Genomic DNA, 15,031 nt, shown 5'->3' with positions numbered 1-15,031 from the left:
CCGCCGGCCTCCTTACCTTACGGTCCACACGCCAGGCCTCGCGGCCGGCGGCGCCGCTCCGGGAATACCGGAGGGCGCGTCAGGGAGAAGCGCCGCACGAAGATCCGCCGGGTCGCACCGGACGGGATCCGTGCCTCTGCGGGGGGAGGGGCAATCGATGCAGCCCGATCTCGAACTGGTCCAGGTCGGCCCCGAGACCTCGTTCAAGGCGTGGGCGCACGGCTACCCGTACCGGACGGTGCGCTGGCACTTCCATCCCGAATGCGAGCTGCACCTCGTCACCCATACGAGCGGCACGTTCATGGTCGGCGACCATGTCGGGTCGTTCGAGCCCGGCCACCTCGTCCTGATCGGCCCGAACCTGCCGCATAACTGGATCAGCGCCACGGAGCCGGGCGAGGTCGTGCCCGAGCGGGGCCTGGTGCTGCAATTCACCCGCGAGAGCATCGCCGCCGCCGCCCGGGGCTTCCCGGAGCTCGCCGGCCTCGAGACCCTGCTCGGCGACGCCTCGCGGGGGATCGAGTTCGGCCCCGGCCTCGCCGGACCGGCGGCCGCCCTGATGACCGAGCTGATCGCCGCGACGGGCGTGCGGCGCCTCGCGGTATTCCTGGAACTGCTCGACCGCCTGGCGCACCATCCGCGCCGCCCGCTGCTGGGACCGGAATACCGGTTCGATCCGGGCGCGGCGACCGCGGGCACGATCAACCACGTGCTCGCCCACATCGACACCCACCTCGACCACGACCTGCGCGAGGCCGACCTCGCCGCCCTGTGCGGGCGCAGCGCGAGCGCGTTCTCACGGCTCTTCCGCCAGCACACCGGGATGGGGTTTTCCCGCTACGTCAACCGCCTGCGGATCGACCGGGCCTGCCACCTCCTGATGGCGGGCGACCGCCCGGTCACCGCGATCTGCTTCGAGGTCGGCTTCAACAACGTGTCGAACTTCAACCGGCAGTTCCTCGCCCACAAGGGCGTGGCGCCGTCGCGCTTCCGGGCCTCGCACCGCCTCGTGGCCGCGCCGGCCGGCGGGCCGGCGCCCGGGGGCCGGTCCCCGCGCCGCGCGGCGCCTGCGACCCTCTCGCCGATCCCCACCGCGGAGACGTTCCCATGATCCGAGGAAGCCTGTTTCGCCCGAGCCTGCGCCGGTCCGCGCTGCCCTTCGCCGCCCTCGCCTGCCTCATCGGCGGCGCGGCCGGGGCCGCCCCGGTGGAGAACGCCACGGTCGCCTTCTTGATGCCCGACCAGGCCTCGACCCGCTACGAGGAGCACGACCATCCGGGCTTCGCGGCCGAGATGAAGAAGCTCTGCCCGACCTGCCGGGTGCTGTACCAGAACGCCGACGGCAACGCCTCGCGCCAGCAGCAGCAGTTCAACTCCGCGGTCTCGCAGGGCGCCAAGGCGATCGTGATCGACCCGGTCGACTCGACCGCCGCCGCCTCGCTGGTGAAGCAGGCGCAAGGCCGCGGCATCAAGGTGATCGCCTACGACCGGCCGATCCCGGCGGCGGCCGCCGACTACTACGTCTCGTTCGACAACGAGGCGATCGGCAAGTCGATCGCGCAGTCGCTGGTGCGCCATCTCAAGGCCAAGGGCGTGCCGACGGAGGGCGGCCTCCTCCAGATCAACGGCTCGCCGACGGACGCGGCGGCCGGCCTGATCAAGAAGGGCATCCACGACGGCCTGGCCGAGGGCGGCTACAAGACGCTCGCCGAGTACGACACGCCGGACTGGGCGCCCCCGAAGGCCCAGCAATGGGCGAGCGGCCAGATCTCGCGCTTCGGCAAGCAGATCGTCGGCGTCGCCGCCGCCAACGACGGCACCGCGGGGGCGGCGATCGCGGCGTTCCGGGCCGCCGGCGTCGCCCCCGTCCCGCCGACCACCGGCAACGACGCGACCATCGCGGGCCTGCAGCTCGTCATCGCGGGCGACCAGTACAACACCATCTCGAAGCCGAGCGAGGTCGTGGCCGCGGCCGCCGCGCAGGTGGCGATCCAGCTCCTCTCGGGCGAGACGCCGAAGGCCGACGTCAAGCTGTTCGACACGCCGACCCGGCTGTTCGCCCCGACGCTGGTGACCGCCGACAACCTGAAGGCCGAGATCATCGACAAGGAGGCCGGCGGCAAGCCGATCGGCACCGCCGCGAGCCTCTGCGCCGGGCGCTACGCCGAGGGCTGCCGCAAGCTCGGCATCACGCCCTGACACCCCGCCGGGGGCCGCGACGCCGGCCCCTCCCGCGAACCCGTCACAGAGGTGCGCCGCGCCATGATGCAGTCCGCCAAGACGCAGACCGCCAAGACGCAGACCGCCAAGAGGCAGACCGCCAAGAGGCAGACCGTCGAGACGCAGACCGCGAGCGACCCCGTCCGGCCCGGCGAGCTGCTGCTCAGCCTGCGCGGCGTCTCCAAGCAGTTCGGCGCCGTCTCGGCGCTGACCGGCATCGACCTCGACATCCATGCCGGCGAGGTCGTGGCGCTGGTCGGCGACAACGGCGCCGGCAAGTCGACGCTGGTGAAGATCCTCTCGGGCGTGCACCGGCCGACCGGGGGCACGCTGTCGTTCCGCGGCCGCGAGGTCACGCTCGGGGGGCCGGGCGACGCGCTGGAACTCGGCATCGCCACCGTGTTCCAGGACCTCGCCCTGTGCGAGAACCTCGACGTCGTCGCCAACATCTATCTCGGCCAGGAGCGCAACCCCTGGCGCCTCGACGAGGTGGCGATGGAGCTGCGCGCCTGGACGCTCCTCAACGAGTTGTCGGCGCGCATCCCGAGCGTGCGCGAGGCCGTGGCGTCGCTCTCCGGCGGCCAGCGCCAGACCGTCGCCATCGCCCGTGCCCTGCTCCTCGACCCGAAGATCATCCTGCTCGACGAGCCGACGGCGGCGCTCGGCGTCGCCCAGACGGCGGAGGTGCTCAACCTCATCGAGCGGGTGCGTGACCGCGGGCTCGGCGCCGTGATGATCAGCCACAACATGGAGGACGTGCGGGCGGTCGCCGACCGGATCGCCGTGCTGCGGCTGGGGCGCAACAACGGGATCTTCTACCCCGACGCCTCCAACCAGGAGCTCGTGGGCGCCATCACGGGCGCCAGCGACAACGTCGTCACCCGCCGGGCCGCGCGCAGGGCCCACCAGGACGTCGCCCGGCAAGACGTCGCCAAGCAAGACGTCGCCAAGCAAGACACCATCCAGGGAGCAACGCCATGAGCGCCGAGGCCGGCGGGACATCCCCCCGCGTGCCGCTCGACCGGGCGGACGTGCGCGTGCGTCACGAGGCCGGGCTCGCCGGCAGCTTGCGCGGGTTCGTGGCGCGCGTCCGCGCCGGCGACCTCGGCGCGCTGCCGGTCGTCGTCGGGCTCGTGCTGATCAGCGCGGTGTTCCAGAGCCTCAACCCGGTCTTCCTGTCGAGCAACAACCTCGTCAACCTCCTGTTCGACAGCGCCACCACGGGGATCATCGCGCTCGGCATCGTCCTAGTGCTGATGGTGGGCGAGATCGACCTCTCGGTCGGCTCGGTGAGCGGCTTCGCCTCGGCGCTCGTCGGCGTGCTGTGGGTCAACCAGGGCTGGCCGGCCGCCGCCGCGATCCTCGTCGCGCTCGCCGCCGGCGGCGCCTGCGGGGCGGTCTACGCGCTGCTGTTCAACCGGCTCGGCATGCCGAGCTTCGTCTCGACGCTGGCGGGGCTGCTCTCGGTGCTGGGGCTGCAGCTCTTCCTCCTCGGCGCCACGGGCTCGATCAACCTGCCCTACGAATCGGCGCTGGTGGATTTCGGCCAGACGCTGGTGATGCCGCACGCCCTCGCCTACGCGCTCGCGCTGCTCGCCGGGGCGGGCCTGGCGCTCTCGGGCCAGCGCGAGGCTCTGCGCCGGCGCGAGGCCGGGCTCTCCGCCGCACCGCTCGCCGGCATCTGCCTGCGCGCCGGCCTGCTCGCGGCCGTTCTGGTGCTCGTCGTCTGGTACCTCAACCTCGACCGGGGCGTGCCCTGGATGTTCGCCCTGTTCGTCGCGCTGGTGATGGCGACCGACTACGCCCTGCGGCGCACCCGCTGGGGCCGCGCCATGGCGGCGGTCGGCGGCAACCGCGAGGCGGCGCGCCGGGCCGGCATCGACGTCCGCCGCGTCACCGCGAGCGCCTTCGTGCTGTGCTCGGCCTTCGCGGCGCTCGGCGGCGTGCTCTCGGCGGCCCGCCTCGCCTCGGCGAGCCAGCAGGCCGGCACCGGCGACGTCAACCTCAACGCGATCGCCGCGGCGGTGATCGGCGGCACCAGCCTGTTCGGCGGCCGCGGCAGCGCCTACGCGGCGCTCCTCGGCATCCTGGTGATCCAGGCGATCGCCAGCGGGCTGACGCTCCTCGATCTGTCCTCGGCGCTCCGCTACATGATCACCGGCGGGGTGCTCGCCGTCGCGGTGATCGTCGATTCGCTCGCCCGCCGCTCGCGGGTCTCGCACGGCCGCGCCTGAGCCCGCCGCGGCCCCGCCTCCCACGGCGTTCACCCACAACCCCTTCGCCCCGCACGCCCTTCGCCCACGAGGGAAGTTCTCGATGTCACACGATTCGACCGGCCCGCTCGCCGGGCAAGTCGCCGCCGTCACCGGCGCGGCCTCCGGTATCGGGCTCGCCTGCGCCCGCACCTTCCTGGAGGCCGGCGCCCGCGTCGTCCTGATCGACCGGGACGAAGGCCGGCTCGCGGCGGCCTGCGCCGAGCTCGGCGAGGGGGCGTTCGCGCTCGTCGTCGACCTCGCCGATCCGGCGAGCGTGGCGGGGATGCTGGACGGGATCCTGGCGAAGGCCGGCGGGCTCGACGTCTTCCACGCCAATGCCGGCTCCTATGTCGGCGGCGCCGTGCTCGGCGGCGATCCCGACGCCTGGGACCGGATGCTGAACCTCAACGTCAACGCGCTCTTCCGCTCGATCCACGCCGTGCTGCCGCACATGGTGGACAAGGGCCGGGGCGACATCGTGGTGACGAGCTCGGTCGCCGGTCTCGTACCGGTGGTGTGGGAGCCGATCTACACCGCCTCCAAGCACGCGGTGCAGGCCTTCGTCCACACCCTCCGGCGCCAGGTCGCCCCGCACGGCATCCGGGTCGGCGCGGTGGCGCCCGGCCCGGTCGTGACCGCCTTGCTGAGCGACTGGCCGAAAGCGAAGATGGACGAGGCCCTGGCCTCCGGCAGCCTGATGCAGCCGGAGGAGGTCGCCGCCGCCGTGCTGTTCATGCTGTCGCGCCCGCGCACCGTCACCGTGCGCGACCTCGTCATCCTGCCCCAGAGCCTCGACCTGTAGGAGCCGCCATGAGCGTCGTCATCGGTCTCGACGGAGGCACCGAGGGGATCCGGGCCGGGGTGTTCGACCTCGCCGGCCGGCCGCTCGCCTTCGCGGCGCAATCCTACCCCACCGCCTTCCCGCGCCCGTCCTGGGCCGAGCAGAACCCGCAGGACTGGTGGGAGGCCGCCGGCCGCGCCGTGCGCGAGGCGGTCGCCAAGGCCGGCATCGACCCCCGGGACGTCTCGGCGCTCTGCGCCGACACCACCAACTGCTCCGTCGTCGCCCTCGACCGCGACGGCGTGCCGGTGCGCCCGGCCCTGATCTGGATGGACGTGCGCGCCGCGGAGGAGGCCGCCCTGGTGCTCGCCACCGGCGACCCGGCGCTGATCGTCAACTCCGCCGGCGCCGGCCCGGTCTCGGCCGAGTGGATGATCCCCAAGGCGCTCTGGATCGCCCGGCACGAGCGCGCGCTGTTCGACCGCGCGGCGACGATCTGCGAGTACCAGGACTACATGAACCTGCGGATGACGGGGCGGCGCGCCGCCTCGATCACCAACGCGGCGATCCGCTGGCACTACCGGGCGCGGGAGGGCGGCTACGCCCGCAGCCTGGTCGGGAGCCTGGGCATCCCGGAGCTCGCCGACAAGTGGCCCGCGGAGGTGCTGCCCCTCGGCGAGGTGGTGGGCGGGCTGACGCCCGAGGCCGCCGCGCATTTCGGATTGCCGGTGGGGCTCACCGTGGCGCAGGGCGGCTCGGACGCCGAGGTCGCGATGATCGGGCTCGGCGTGACGACCCCGGGCAAGCTCGCCTTCATCACCGGCTCGTCGCACCTGCATCTCGGGCTCTCGGCCGAGCCGTTCCACGGCCGCGGCATCTGGGGCACCTACGCCGACGCGGTGATCCCGGGCCTGCACCTCGTCGAGGGCGGCCAGACCTCGACCGGCTCGGTGGTCAACTGGCTGCGCGGCCTCGTCGGCACCGACTGGTCCTACGACGCGCTCAACGCCGAGGCCGCCGCGCTGCCGCCGGGCTCGGACGGCGTGCTGGTGCAGGACCACTTCCAGGGCAACCGCACGCCGCACACGGATGCGGGCTCGCGGGGTGCGATCACCGGGCTCACCCTGGCGCACGGGCGCGCCCACCTGTTCCGCGCCGCGATGGAGGGGGTCGCCTGCGGGACCGAGCTCATCTTCGAGACGATGCGGGCGGGCGGCTACCGGCCGGACGAGATCGTGATCTGCGGGGGCGCGACGCGCTCGGACCTGTGGATGCAGATCCATGCCGACGTCTGCGGCCAGCCCCTGACGGTGACCGAGGTGGGGGAGGCGCCGGCACTCGGCAGCGCGGTCCTGGCGGCGAAGGCGGCGGGCCATTACGGCTCGATCGCGGAGGCCGCCGCCGCGATGGTCAAGGTCGCCCGCCGCATCGAGCCGAGCATGTCGGCCCACGCCCGGTACCGTCCGGTCTACGAGCGCTACAAGCAGGCCTACCACGCCCTCGCGCCGCTGCGCGCCTGACGGACGCCGGCGCGGCCCCGATCCGATCCCGGGACCACCGGACGGGGCCGTGGCCGGTTCGCGCGGCGGCGGGACCGGCCGTCGGCGAGGGCCCCCGCGGTCCCGGCGGCGCCCGCGGCGGCCGGGCCAGCGTCACCCGCGGGCGCGGGTCCGTCGCGGAAAATTAGGCAGGATCAAAGAGCTAGATCGGCGTTCGACCCGACCTCCCGTGACTTTGCCCCGGTCGCAGCGTTCGATTGCACCGCGATCGCGCGATGCCCTAAGTGGCAGGGCGAGGCTGGAAGGAGAACCGATCCGTGGCACGCAGGCGCGCCCAACCCACGACCGAGATCCTGAGCGAGATCGTCGCGCGTCTCGGGCAGCCGCCCCGGTCGGTCGACCTCGAGGCCCTGCGGATCCAGCTCGGCCTGCCCGAATTCGACGGCGACGCCGACGAGGCCCGGGTCGCGCGCGCCCTGCGGGCGATGAAGGCCAACCGCGCCTTCGCGGAGACCGGCGTCGAGGCGCTGCGGCGGACCGTGCCGGGTCTCAGGGCCGCGATCTTGGGCGGCCACGCCGTGACGTGGAGCGTGCGGATCGCGATCCCGCTCCTCGACGACGGCCGCCTGGAACTGCGGGTCGATGCTCCGCCGGACGCCGCCGTGACGGGCATCCTGAGGGGCATGGCGCACCGCAACGACCCGAAATGGCGGCTCGACGAGCTGCGCGCGGCCGTCGCGCAGCTCTCCACCCGCACGACCGGCGACCTGCGCCGGATCGTGGAGCGCCTGCGGGACCAGATCCGCCTCGATCTGCGCGAGGTCGGGGCGGATGCCTCCGCCTACATCGCGCAGCTCGACCGTTCGCTGCGCTCCCGCCCCTTCGCCGTGACGGAGGATCTCGGCGGAACGCTGTTCCAGACCCTCACCCCGGTGCGCAAGCGCGCCCGGACGGTAGCGCGCCAGGATTCCCGCCTGCGCCGCCTGCAGGACCGGGTCGGCTTCGGCGCCTACATCGAGAAGTTCGCCCCGGCGCGCCGGCTCGGCCGGCGCATCGTGTTCCACATGGGACCGACCAACTCGGGCAAGACCTACGCGGCCCTCAAGCACCTGACTGAGGCCGCGACCGGCACCTACCTCGCGCCCCTGCGCCTCCTCGCGCTTGAGAACTACGAAGCGCTGCTCGAACGCGGCCTGCGCGCCGGCATGATCACCGGCGAGGAGATCCTGGGCGAGGCCGGCCCCACCCACACCGCCCGCACGATCGAGACGGCGGACCTGACGCGCCCGGTCGACGTGGCGGTGATCGACGAGATCCAGATGCTCGCCGACCCGGATCGCGGCTGGGCCTGGACCAACGCGCTGTTCGGCGTGCCGGCCAGGACCGTGATCGTCTGCGGCTCGGACGACGCCCTGGCCTATGTCCGCCGGGCGGCCGAGGCGGCGGGCGAATCGCTCGAGGTCGTCCCCTTCGAGCGCAAGACGCCGCTCGTGCTGCTGGACCAGCCGGTGCCGCTCGAGAAGGTCGAGCCGGGCGACGCCGTCGTCGCCTTCTCGCGGCGCGCCGTGCACGAGAACCGCGAGATCCTGGTGGCGGCCGGCCACCGGGTCGCCACCATCTACGGCGCCCTGTCGCCGGAGGTGCGCCGGGCCGAGGCCGCGCGCTTCCGCACCGGCGAGGCGACCGTGCTGGTGACCACCGACGCGATCGGCATGGGCCTGAATCTCGGGCCCTTGAAGCGCGTCGTGTTCTCGGCGGTGCGCAAGTTCGACGGCGTCGGGGAGCGGGGCCTGACCAATTCCGAGATCCGGCAGATCGCCGGCCGGGCCGGCCGCTTCGGCCACCAGGAGGTCGGCTACGTCGCGGCCTGCGAGGAGACCGGCATCGCGCCGCTCAAGGTCGCGCTCGGCGGCGCCCCGACGGCCCCGGCGGCCGACACCCGCTTCTTCGTCCGGCCCGACCTGATCGCGATCACCTCGGTCGCCGAGGAGATGCAGACCCAGAGCCTGCGCGAGGTCCTGGCGCATTTCGCCCGCGCGACCTTCTACGCGGGCTCGCCGTTCCAGCCCTCCGCGCTGGAGGAGATCCTGGAGGTCGCCCGCCTGGTCGATCGCGCCCGCCTGCCGATCCAGGAGAAGTTCGTCTTCTCCGTCTGCCCGGTGGACCGCCGCGACGAGGTCGCCATGGCGGTGCTGGAGCGGTGGACGCAGGCCCGGGCCGCGGGCGTGGGGGTACCGGCCCTGCGGGCGAACCTGCGCGGGGAGCTCGACTACCAGGAGCGGGCGGTGAAGCTGGCGAGCGCCTACCTGTGGCTGTCGCGGCGCTTCCCCGAGACCTTCGACGACGTCGAGGCGATCCGGGCCATGCGCGGCCGGGCCAACGACGCGATCGAGGAGCATCTCCGGGAGACCGCCACGCGCCGGGTCGAGCGCCGCTCGCGCCGGACCGCACGGGACCGGTGAGGTCCCGGCGGCCGCACCGGGGCGTGGCCGCGGGGGTCCGCGGCGGGCCTCGCGGCGGGTTCGGGAACACGCTGGCGCCGACGAAGGCCATCCCGTGGTCCGGCCGCGGTCACCGCCGCCACAGCCTCACCAGGGCCGCCACCCCGGCGATTGCCCCGCCGAGCAGGGTGAGCACCATGAAGGGCACGAGCGGGATGAGGAGCCAGCCCATCATCATCATCCCGTAGAGCATGCCGCCGAGGTCGATGCCGGCAACCCGGCAGGGATGCGCCCGGGCCTCGTTGACCTCGCACCCCGTCAGGCGGGCAAGCAGCATGGCGAGGACGAGGAGCAGGAACGGCGTCCAGACGATCGCCACGCCGAGGAGGACGATCACGCGCCGGTTGCGCCGGGGGAGCAGCCGGCCTCTCATCGCCCGGGTCCGGTGCAGGGGCGCCAGGCCCGCCGATAGCCCGCCTCGCCCGGGCGGCCGTAGCACCAGCCCGCCGCGGCGAGCCGCCGGCCGAGCGCCTCGCGACGCTCGCAGGCCGCCGGGGTGGCGGGGTCGTCGCCGCGCCCGCCCCGGCAGGTGCCGTGGAGGGCGCTCCAGTCCCGCAGGAGCCGCGGGACGTCCTCGGCCCGCGCCGGTCCCGCGAGGCCGAGAAGCGCGGCGGCGAGGAGCGGTCCCCGGATCGCGGCCCGCCTCATCGCATCGTCACCGAGGCGGCGACCCGCTCGGCGCGGGCGAGCGCCTCGGCCCGGTCGGCGGGCGCCAGGCCGAGGATGCGCAGGTATCCGGCCGGGTCGAACCGGATCGTCTGCGTCAGGGCGACGGCGCGGCCGCTCTTCGGATCGACGCCGGCGGCGCGCAGGCGATGGACCACCGCGCCGTCGCGGGCCGTGCGCTCCTCGCCGGTGACCGTCACGTCCCTGATCTCGCGGAAGCTCGCCAGCGCCTTGCGGGCGAAGGCGCCTTCCTGGCCGGCGGGCACGGCGGCGCGGCCGAGCGAGGGCGCGACGACGATCATCGGCTGCACGCCGTCGGAATCGATGTCCTTCGGTCCGTCGGTCAGCATCAGGGCGTTGCCCATCAGGGTCCGCACCGGGCGGAAGCCCGCGAGGTCGCCGACGCCGTAGGGCAGGGCCGCCATCTGGTCGGCGAGGCTGCCGGGCGAACGGAACGCGATCGTCGAGAGCGCCGCCTCGACCGCCTCGTTCGGGACCTGCCCCCGGGCCGCCTCCGGCACCTGCACGGTGACGAGGCCGGTGGCGGTCCCGCCCCGCACCACCGCGACCCACTTGGCGTAGGCGAGGCCGTTGGCCGCCTGGCGGCCGCGCAACACCCGGCCCTCGCCGCCGGCCACGCCCAGCGGCATGCCGGCCTCGCGCGCCTCGAAGCCGGTGGCGCGCAGCGCCTCGGGGGTGAACTTCTCCACCAGCGGGCCGTAGGCCTCGGCCGGCATCTCGGCGATCAGGATCGAGGCGCCGGAGCGGTGCTCGAACCCCGCGAAGGCCTTGGCGGGCGTCATGCCGGGCGGCGGCACGAGGCCGACGGAGCCCGCGGGCGGGAACGCCGCCTCGGCGGCGAGCGCCAGGGACGCGGAGGCGATCAGGCCGAGGGCGGCCAACAGCCGGCCGGCGCGGGGAAAGAAACGCGGCATCATGGGATTCTCCGAGCCTGTTTGACCGACCGATATCATCTATCCCACCCACGACCTCATCCTGAGGTGTCAGTCGATTGAAGATCGACTGACCTCGAAGGAGGGCTCCAGAAGCCTCCGAGATCACTGGATCCCTCCTTCGAGGTCAGCGATCTTCGATCTCCTGCGATCTATGATCGCCAGCACCTCGGGATGAGGTGGAGTGTAGGATGGAAAATCCCCTCGCGATCGTGTCGTCGCAAGTCAAACGGGCTCTCCGAGGTTCCGCGGGTCGCGACGCGGCTGAGCACGAAGGTGTTGCCGGAGAACCGGACCTGGCCGGGCGAGCTCCGCGATCGGCTCGAACGCGCCCTCGTTACGGTCGACGCGAGCGGCGGCCGAGCCGGTCGTCCGTCGCCGCTGCGCCGGATCGTAATCGGCAGGGTCGAATCCGATGGTCCGTGCCCTCGCAGGCTCAATCGCGCCGTGCGACAGGATCAGGTCGACGATGACCCTAGTGTCTCCCTTGGTCGAGCGGGGTGCCCGGTGGCTTGTGGCCATCGCTGTTCTCCTCTCGGCGGCGGCGTTATGCCGTATGCCGACGACCAAGTCAAAGAAAGTGGCCCCCGTCCCGGACGAAGTCGTCAGGTAACGAAGGCGTTGCTGAGCGGCAAGGCCGGATCCGGGGTAACCCCATGCTGGGACACGATCCGGGCGGGTCGACCGCGACTCCCGCGGGGCGCGGGCGTGCAGGTAAAGTGCGAGCATCCCCGCCTCGTGCGAAGAATTCACCCGGATCGGCGACGCCGGATATTTGCCGGGCGGCCGACCTGTGCCCCGTGCGAGGCCGGAGCGCGACCGTGACGAGGGTGTCCCGGCGGTTGCCCGGCGACGCCGTGTTCCGCCGGAAGATCCGACATCCGTGCAGATCTGCGCCCGCCCTCGATCGGTGCGGTTTTGCTGTGGCCGGTCGCCCTCTTCACTGTCGAATGCGCCCGCCGGAGCGGCCCCGATCCGTCGCTCAGGCCTTACAAAGCATATGTTAACTTGAAGATCCCATAAGTTGCATGTCGTGAGGAGTGCAACCCATCCATGGATCACGCGACCGCCACCGCCGCGCAAGACCGGCGCTTCGCCACGTTCGGCCTCACGGAGGACGACCGCGCCCGCCTGCGGGAGCTGGCCGGCTTCGCGCGCGAGCGCCTGCCGACCCTGCTGGCGGAATGGAACGGCCGCTTCGCCGCCTGGCCGGAGATCCAGGCGACCCTGCGCGATCCCGCGGTGCACGAGGCCCGGGTCGCCCATTGGGTGCGGGTGGTGGGCGGGGATTTCGGCCCGGACTTCGCGGCCTCCGCCGAGCGGCTGGCCACGGTGTTCTACGACCGGGGCGTGCCGGCCTACGCGGTGGCGATCTGCCACGCGACGGTGACGGCGGGACTGACCGAGGCGCTCGGCCTCGATGCCCCGCGTCGCCGGCTCGGAGCGGGCTTCCTCGGGGCCGCCTCCTCCGGCGGCGAGGCCAGGACAGCCCTGCGCGGGGCCCTCACCCGGGCGGCCTGGCTCGACCTCGAGGTGCTGCTCGAGACCTACGCGGCGGCCGAGCAGGCGAGCCGCCGGCGCAGGACCGCGGCCCTCGCGCGGGTCTTCGAGGACCGGGTGCTGGCGGCGATCGGCGCGGTGACCGACCAGGCCCGCGGCCTCGACGACGACACCGCGGCCCTGTCGCGCAACGCCGCCCGGTCGATGGAGGCGGCGACCGCGGTGGCGGCCGCGGTGGTCGAGGCCGCGGCGGGCACCGAGCAGGTCGCGTGTTCGGCCGACCAGCTCCGGGCCGCCATCGCGGAGATCGCCCGCGAGGTCGGCGGCGCGCACGCGACCGCCGCGGAGGCGGTCGTGCAGGCGGAGGGAGCCGCCACGCGGGTGGCGTCGCTCGCGCAGGCCGTCGACCAGGTCGGCCAGGTCGTGACGCTCATCACCACGATCGCCGACCAGACCAACCTTCTGGCGCTCAACGCCACCATCGAGGCGGCCCGCGCCGGCGCGGCCGGGCGCGGCTTCGCGGTGGTCGCCGCCGAGGTGAAGGCCCTGGCCCAGCAGACCGCCCGCGCCACCGGCCAGATCACCGGGCAGATCGAGGGCATGCGCGCGGCCGCCGGCGGCTCGGTCGAGGCCATCACCGGCATCCGCGACACGATCGGGCGGCTCAGCGCCGGCAGCGCGACGATCAGCGCGGCGGTCGAGGAGCAGAGCGCGGCCACCGCCGAGATCGCCCGCAGCACCCGCAACGTCAGCGCCGGCACCGACGAGGTCGCCCGCCTGATCGACCGGGTGCGCGAGGATGCGGGCGACACCGCCGCGGTCGCGACCCGCGTCTCCGCCTCGACCCGCGAGCTCGGAGGCCAGGCGGAGGCGATGAGCGCGGCGGTCGGCGCGTTCCTCGGCGAGATCCGGGCCGCCTCCTGATCCGCCCGGCCCAGTCGGCTCCCGGCCATCGACGCTGCCGCGGCGACGGCTTATTCAGGGGCCCCGCCGGGCGCGCCCGCCCGGCGCCACTCCGAGCCGAGACCCATGAGCGCAGACCGCGATCCCGTGCCCCTCCGTCGCGCCACGCTGGCCTCGCTCGGCCCGAGCGTGCGGGTGCCCGCCTACGACGTGGCGCGGGTGCGCGCCGGCATCGTCCATCTCGGCCTCGGCGGGTTCCACCGGGCGCACATGGCCCGCTACACCCACGACCTGATGGAGCGCGAGCCGGACGCGCTCGCCTTCGGCATCCTCGGCGTCGGGCTGATGCCGGGCGACCGGCGGATGATCGACGCGCTGGCGCCGCAGGACGCGCTCTACACCCTCGTCGAGCGCGAGGGCGCGGACGAGACCGTGACGGTGATCGGTGCGCTCGCCGGAATCGCCTTCGCGGGCGAGAGCACCGCGGCGGTCCTCGACGCCATCGACGACCCGGCGATCCGCATCGTCAGCCTGACGGTGACCGAGAACGGCTACTGCCTCGACCCGGCGACGAAGCGGCTCGATCCCGACCATCCGCTGATCCGCGCCGACCTCGCCGCGCCGGCGCAGCCGAGGAGCGCGATCGGCGTGATCGTCGAGGCCCTGCGGCGGCGGCGCGACGCCGGCGTGGCGCCCTTCACCCCGCTCACCTGCGACAACATCCAGCACAACGGCGACGTCCTGCGCGACGCCGTGGTGGCGCTCGCCCGCCTGCGCGACCCGAATCTCGCCGACTGGATCGCCGCCGAGGTCGTCTTCCCGTCGACCATGGTCGACCGGATCACCCCGGTGACGGCGCCCGCGGACGTGGACGCGCTCGCCACCCGCCACGGCCTTTCCGACGCCTGGCCGGTCTTCAGCGAGACCTTCACCCAGTGGGTGATCGAGGACCGCTTCCCTGCCGGCCGGCCGGCCTGGGAGACGGTCGGCGCGCAGTTCGTGGAGGACGTCGCGCCCTACGAGTTCATGAAGCTCAGGCTCCTCAACGGAAGCCACCTCGCGGTCTCGGGGCTGGGGCGGCTCGCCGGCTACGTCACCATCGACGAAGCGATGGCGGATCCGCGCATCGCCGCAATCATGACCGCGCTCATGGACCGCGAGACCGGCCCGACCGTGCCGCCGGTCCCGGGGATCGACCTCGCCGACTACAAGCGCACCCTCGTCGCCCGCTTCGCCAACCCGGCGATCCGCGACACGGTGGAACGGGTCAACACCGACGCGCCGCTCAACGTGCTGGTCGACCCGATCCGCGGCCGGCTGGAGCAGGGCGGCAGCGTCGAGTTCCTGGCGCTCGCGCTCGCCGCCTGGCTGCGCCGGGTGCGGGGCGTGGACGAGCGCGGCGAGGCGATCGAGATCCGCCACCCGATGGCGGCGCTGCTGCGCGAGACGGCGGTCGCGGGCGGCTCCGACCCGCGCCCGCTGCTGTCCATCCGCCCGCTCTTCGGCGAGCTCGGCGACGACCCGCGCCTCGTCACGCCCGTCGCGGAATGGCTCGGGATGCTCGACGGACAGGGCATCCAGGCGACGCTCGACGAGGCGGCGCGACGGGCGGGGTGAGCCGGCTCAGTATCACCGATGTCGAGGGATAGCACAGGCCACCCTCTCCCATCCGGGAGAGGGGATCTTCGCCGACGCACGGGTGCATTTCTCTGCGGTGTTGCGGTCGACCCGACATTGGGCATCCTTCGCTGAA

The 15,031-nt window shown here is 73.5% G+C and carries 12 protein-coding genes; 9 read left to right on the top strand and 3 right to left on the bottom strand.

The window, feature by feature from the left end; translation table 11 throughout:
* Positions 1-157 precede the first annotated feature (157 nt).
* The 7 genes from BMX97_RS25345 (at position 158) to BMX97_RS25315 (ending at position 9,217) form a co-directional block, all read left to right on the top strand.
* A complete protein-coding gene (locus tag BMX97_RS25345; RefSeq protein WP_091753973.1) occupies positions 158-1,111 on the top strand; it encodes a helix-turn-helix domain-containing protein in 954 nt (317 codons plus the stop codon).
* Positions 1,108-2,199, top strand: a complete 1,092-nt coding sequence (locus BMX97_RS25340) for an ABC transporter substrate-binding protein (protein ID WP_091753972.1) — start codon at positions 1,108-1,110, stop codon at positions 2,197-2,199. Before BMX97_RS25345 ends, BMX97_RS25340 begins: the two co-directional genes overlap by 4 nt.
* A 63-nt stretch (positions 2,200-2,262) precedes the next feature.
* Positions 2,263-3,201, top strand: coding sequence for an ATP-binding cassette domain-containing protein (locus BMX97_RS25335; protein ID WP_244538644.1), 939 nt, complete (start codon positions 2,263-2,265; stop codon positions 3,199-3,201).
* The gene (locus BMX97_RS25330) at positions 3,198-4,454 is read left to right on the top strand and encodes a sugar ABC transporter permease (protein WP_091753971.1); all 1,257 of its coding nucleotides are present in this window, start codon (positions 3,198-3,200) and stop codon (positions 4,452-4,454) included. Before BMX97_RS25335 ends, BMX97_RS25330 begins: the two co-directional genes overlap by 4 nt.
* Positions 4,455-4,536: 82 nt before the next feature.
* Complete coding sequence (locus tag BMX97_RS25325) at positions 4,537-5,277, top strand: SDR family oxidoreductase (protein WP_060848299.1); 741 nt, start codon at positions 4,537-4,539, stop codon at positions 5,275-5,277.
* 8 nt (positions 5,278-5,285) lie between these two features.
* Complete coding sequence (locus BMX97_RS25320) at positions 5,286-6,776, top strand: FGGY-family carbohydrate kinase (protein ID WP_091753970.1); 1,491 nt, start codon at positions 5,286-5,288, stop codon at positions 6,774-6,776.
* Positions 6,777-7,072: 296 nt separating this feature from the next.
* The gene (locus BMX97_RS25315) at positions 7,073-9,217 is read left to right on the top strand and encodes a helicase-related protein (protein WP_091753969.1); all 2,145 of its coding nucleotides are present in this window, start codon (positions 7,073-7,075) and stop codon (positions 9,215-9,217) included.
* A 109-nt stretch (positions 9,218-9,326) separates the two neighbouring features.
* On the opposite strand, the gene BMX97_RS25310 is transcribed toward BMX97_RS25315, so the two are convergent.
* Genes BMX97_RS25310 through BMX97_RS25300 form a run of 3 tightly spaced genes read right to left on the bottom strand, consistent with a single transcriptional unit; the run spans position 9,327 to position 10,860 of the window.
* Positions 9,327-9,629 (bottom strand): hypothetical protein, encoded by a 303-nt coding sequence (locus BMX97_RS25310; RefSeq protein WP_091753968.1) that lies wholly within the window; start codon positions 9,627-9,629, stop codon positions 9,327-9,329.
* Positions 9,626-9,904, bottom strand: coding sequence for a hypothetical protein (locus tag BMX97_RS25305; protein WP_091753967.1), 279 nt, complete (start codon positions 9,902-9,904; stop codon positions 9,626-9,628). Before BMX97_RS25305 ends, BMX97_RS25310 begins: the two co-directional genes overlap by 4 nt.
* Complete coding sequence (locus tag BMX97_RS25300) at positions 9,901-10,860, bottom strand: hypothetical protein (protein ID WP_091753966.1); 960 nt, start codon at positions 10,858-10,860, stop codon at positions 9,901-9,903. Before BMX97_RS25300 ends, BMX97_RS25305 begins: the two co-directional genes overlap by 4 nt.
* Positions 10,861-11,928: 1,068 nt before the next feature.
* Between BMX97_RS25300 and BMX97_RS25290 the strand changes: the two genes are divergently transcribed.
* Positions 11,929-13,299, top strand: a complete 1,371-nt coding sequence (locus tag BMX97_RS25290) for a globin-coupled sensor protein (protein ID WP_091753964.1) — start codon at positions 11,929-11,931, stop codon at positions 13,297-13,299.
* 105 nt (positions 13,300-13,404) lie between these two features.
* Positions 13,405-14,895: a mannitol dehydrogenase family protein gene (locus BMX97_RS25285; RefSeq protein ID WP_091753963.1), complete on the top strand. Its 1,491-nt coding sequence runs from the start codon at positions 13,405-13,407 to the stop codon at positions 14,893-14,895.
* Positions 14,896-15,031 lie beyond the last annotated feature (136 nt).

This window comes from Methylobacterium sp. ap11 (assembly GCF_900110515.1).
GTDB lineage: Bacteria > Pseudomonadota > Alphaproteobacteria > Rhizobiales > Beijerinckiaceae > Methylobacterium > Methylobacterium ajmalii.
Note: the sequence above shows the minus strand (reverse complement) of the source record. Positions and strands in the feature narration are given on the sequence as shown.

Excerpts from the sequence above, each read along its gene's own strand:
- BMX97_RS25285 (WP_091753963.1), top strand. The coding sequence starts at position 13,405 with ATGAGCGCAGACCGCGATCCCGTGCCCCTCCGTCGCGCCACGCTGGCC.
- BMX97_RS25345 (WP_091753973.1), top strand. The coding sequence starts at position 158 with ATGCAGCCCGATCTCGAACTGGTCCAGGTCGGCCCCGAGACCTCGTTC.
- BMX97_RS25325 (WP_060848299.1), top strand. The coding sequence starts at position 4,537 with ATGTCACACGATTCGACCGGCCCGCTCGCCGGGCAAGTCGCCGCCGTC.
- BMX97_RS25335 (WP_244538644.1), top strand. The coding sequence starts at position 2,263 with ATGATGCAGTCCGCCAAGACGCAGACCGCCAAGACGCAGACCGCCAAG.
- BMX97_RS25290 (WP_091753964.1), top strand. The coding sequence starts at position 11,929 with ATGGATCACGCGACCGCCACCGCCGCGCAAGACCGGCGCTTCGCCACG.
- BMX97_RS25340 (WP_091753972.1), top strand. The coding sequence starts at position 1,108 with ATGATCCGAGGAAGCCTGTTTCGCCCGAGCCTGCGCCGGTCCGCGCTG.
- BMX97_RS25300 (WP_091753966.1), bottom strand. The coding sequence starts at position 10,860 with ATGATGCCGCGTTTCTTTCCCCGCGCCGGCCGGCTGTTGGCCGCCCTC.
- BMX97_RS25330 (WP_091753971.1), top strand. The coding sequence starts at position 3,198 with ATGAGCGCCGAGGCCGGCGGGACATCCCCCCGCGTGCCGCTCGACCGG.
- BMX97_RS25305 (WP_091753967.1), bottom strand. The coding sequence starts at position 9,904 with ATGAGGCGGGCCGCGATCCGGGGACCGCTCCTCGCCGCCGCGCTTCTC.
- BMX97_RS25320 (WP_091753970.1), top strand. The coding sequence starts at position 5,286 with ATGAGCGTCGTCATCGGTCTCGACGGAGGCACCGAGGGGATCCGGGCC.
- BMX97_RS25310 (WP_091753968.1), bottom strand. The coding sequence starts at position 9,629 with ATGAGAGGCCGGCTGCTCCCCCGGCGCAACCGGCGCGTGATCGTCCTC.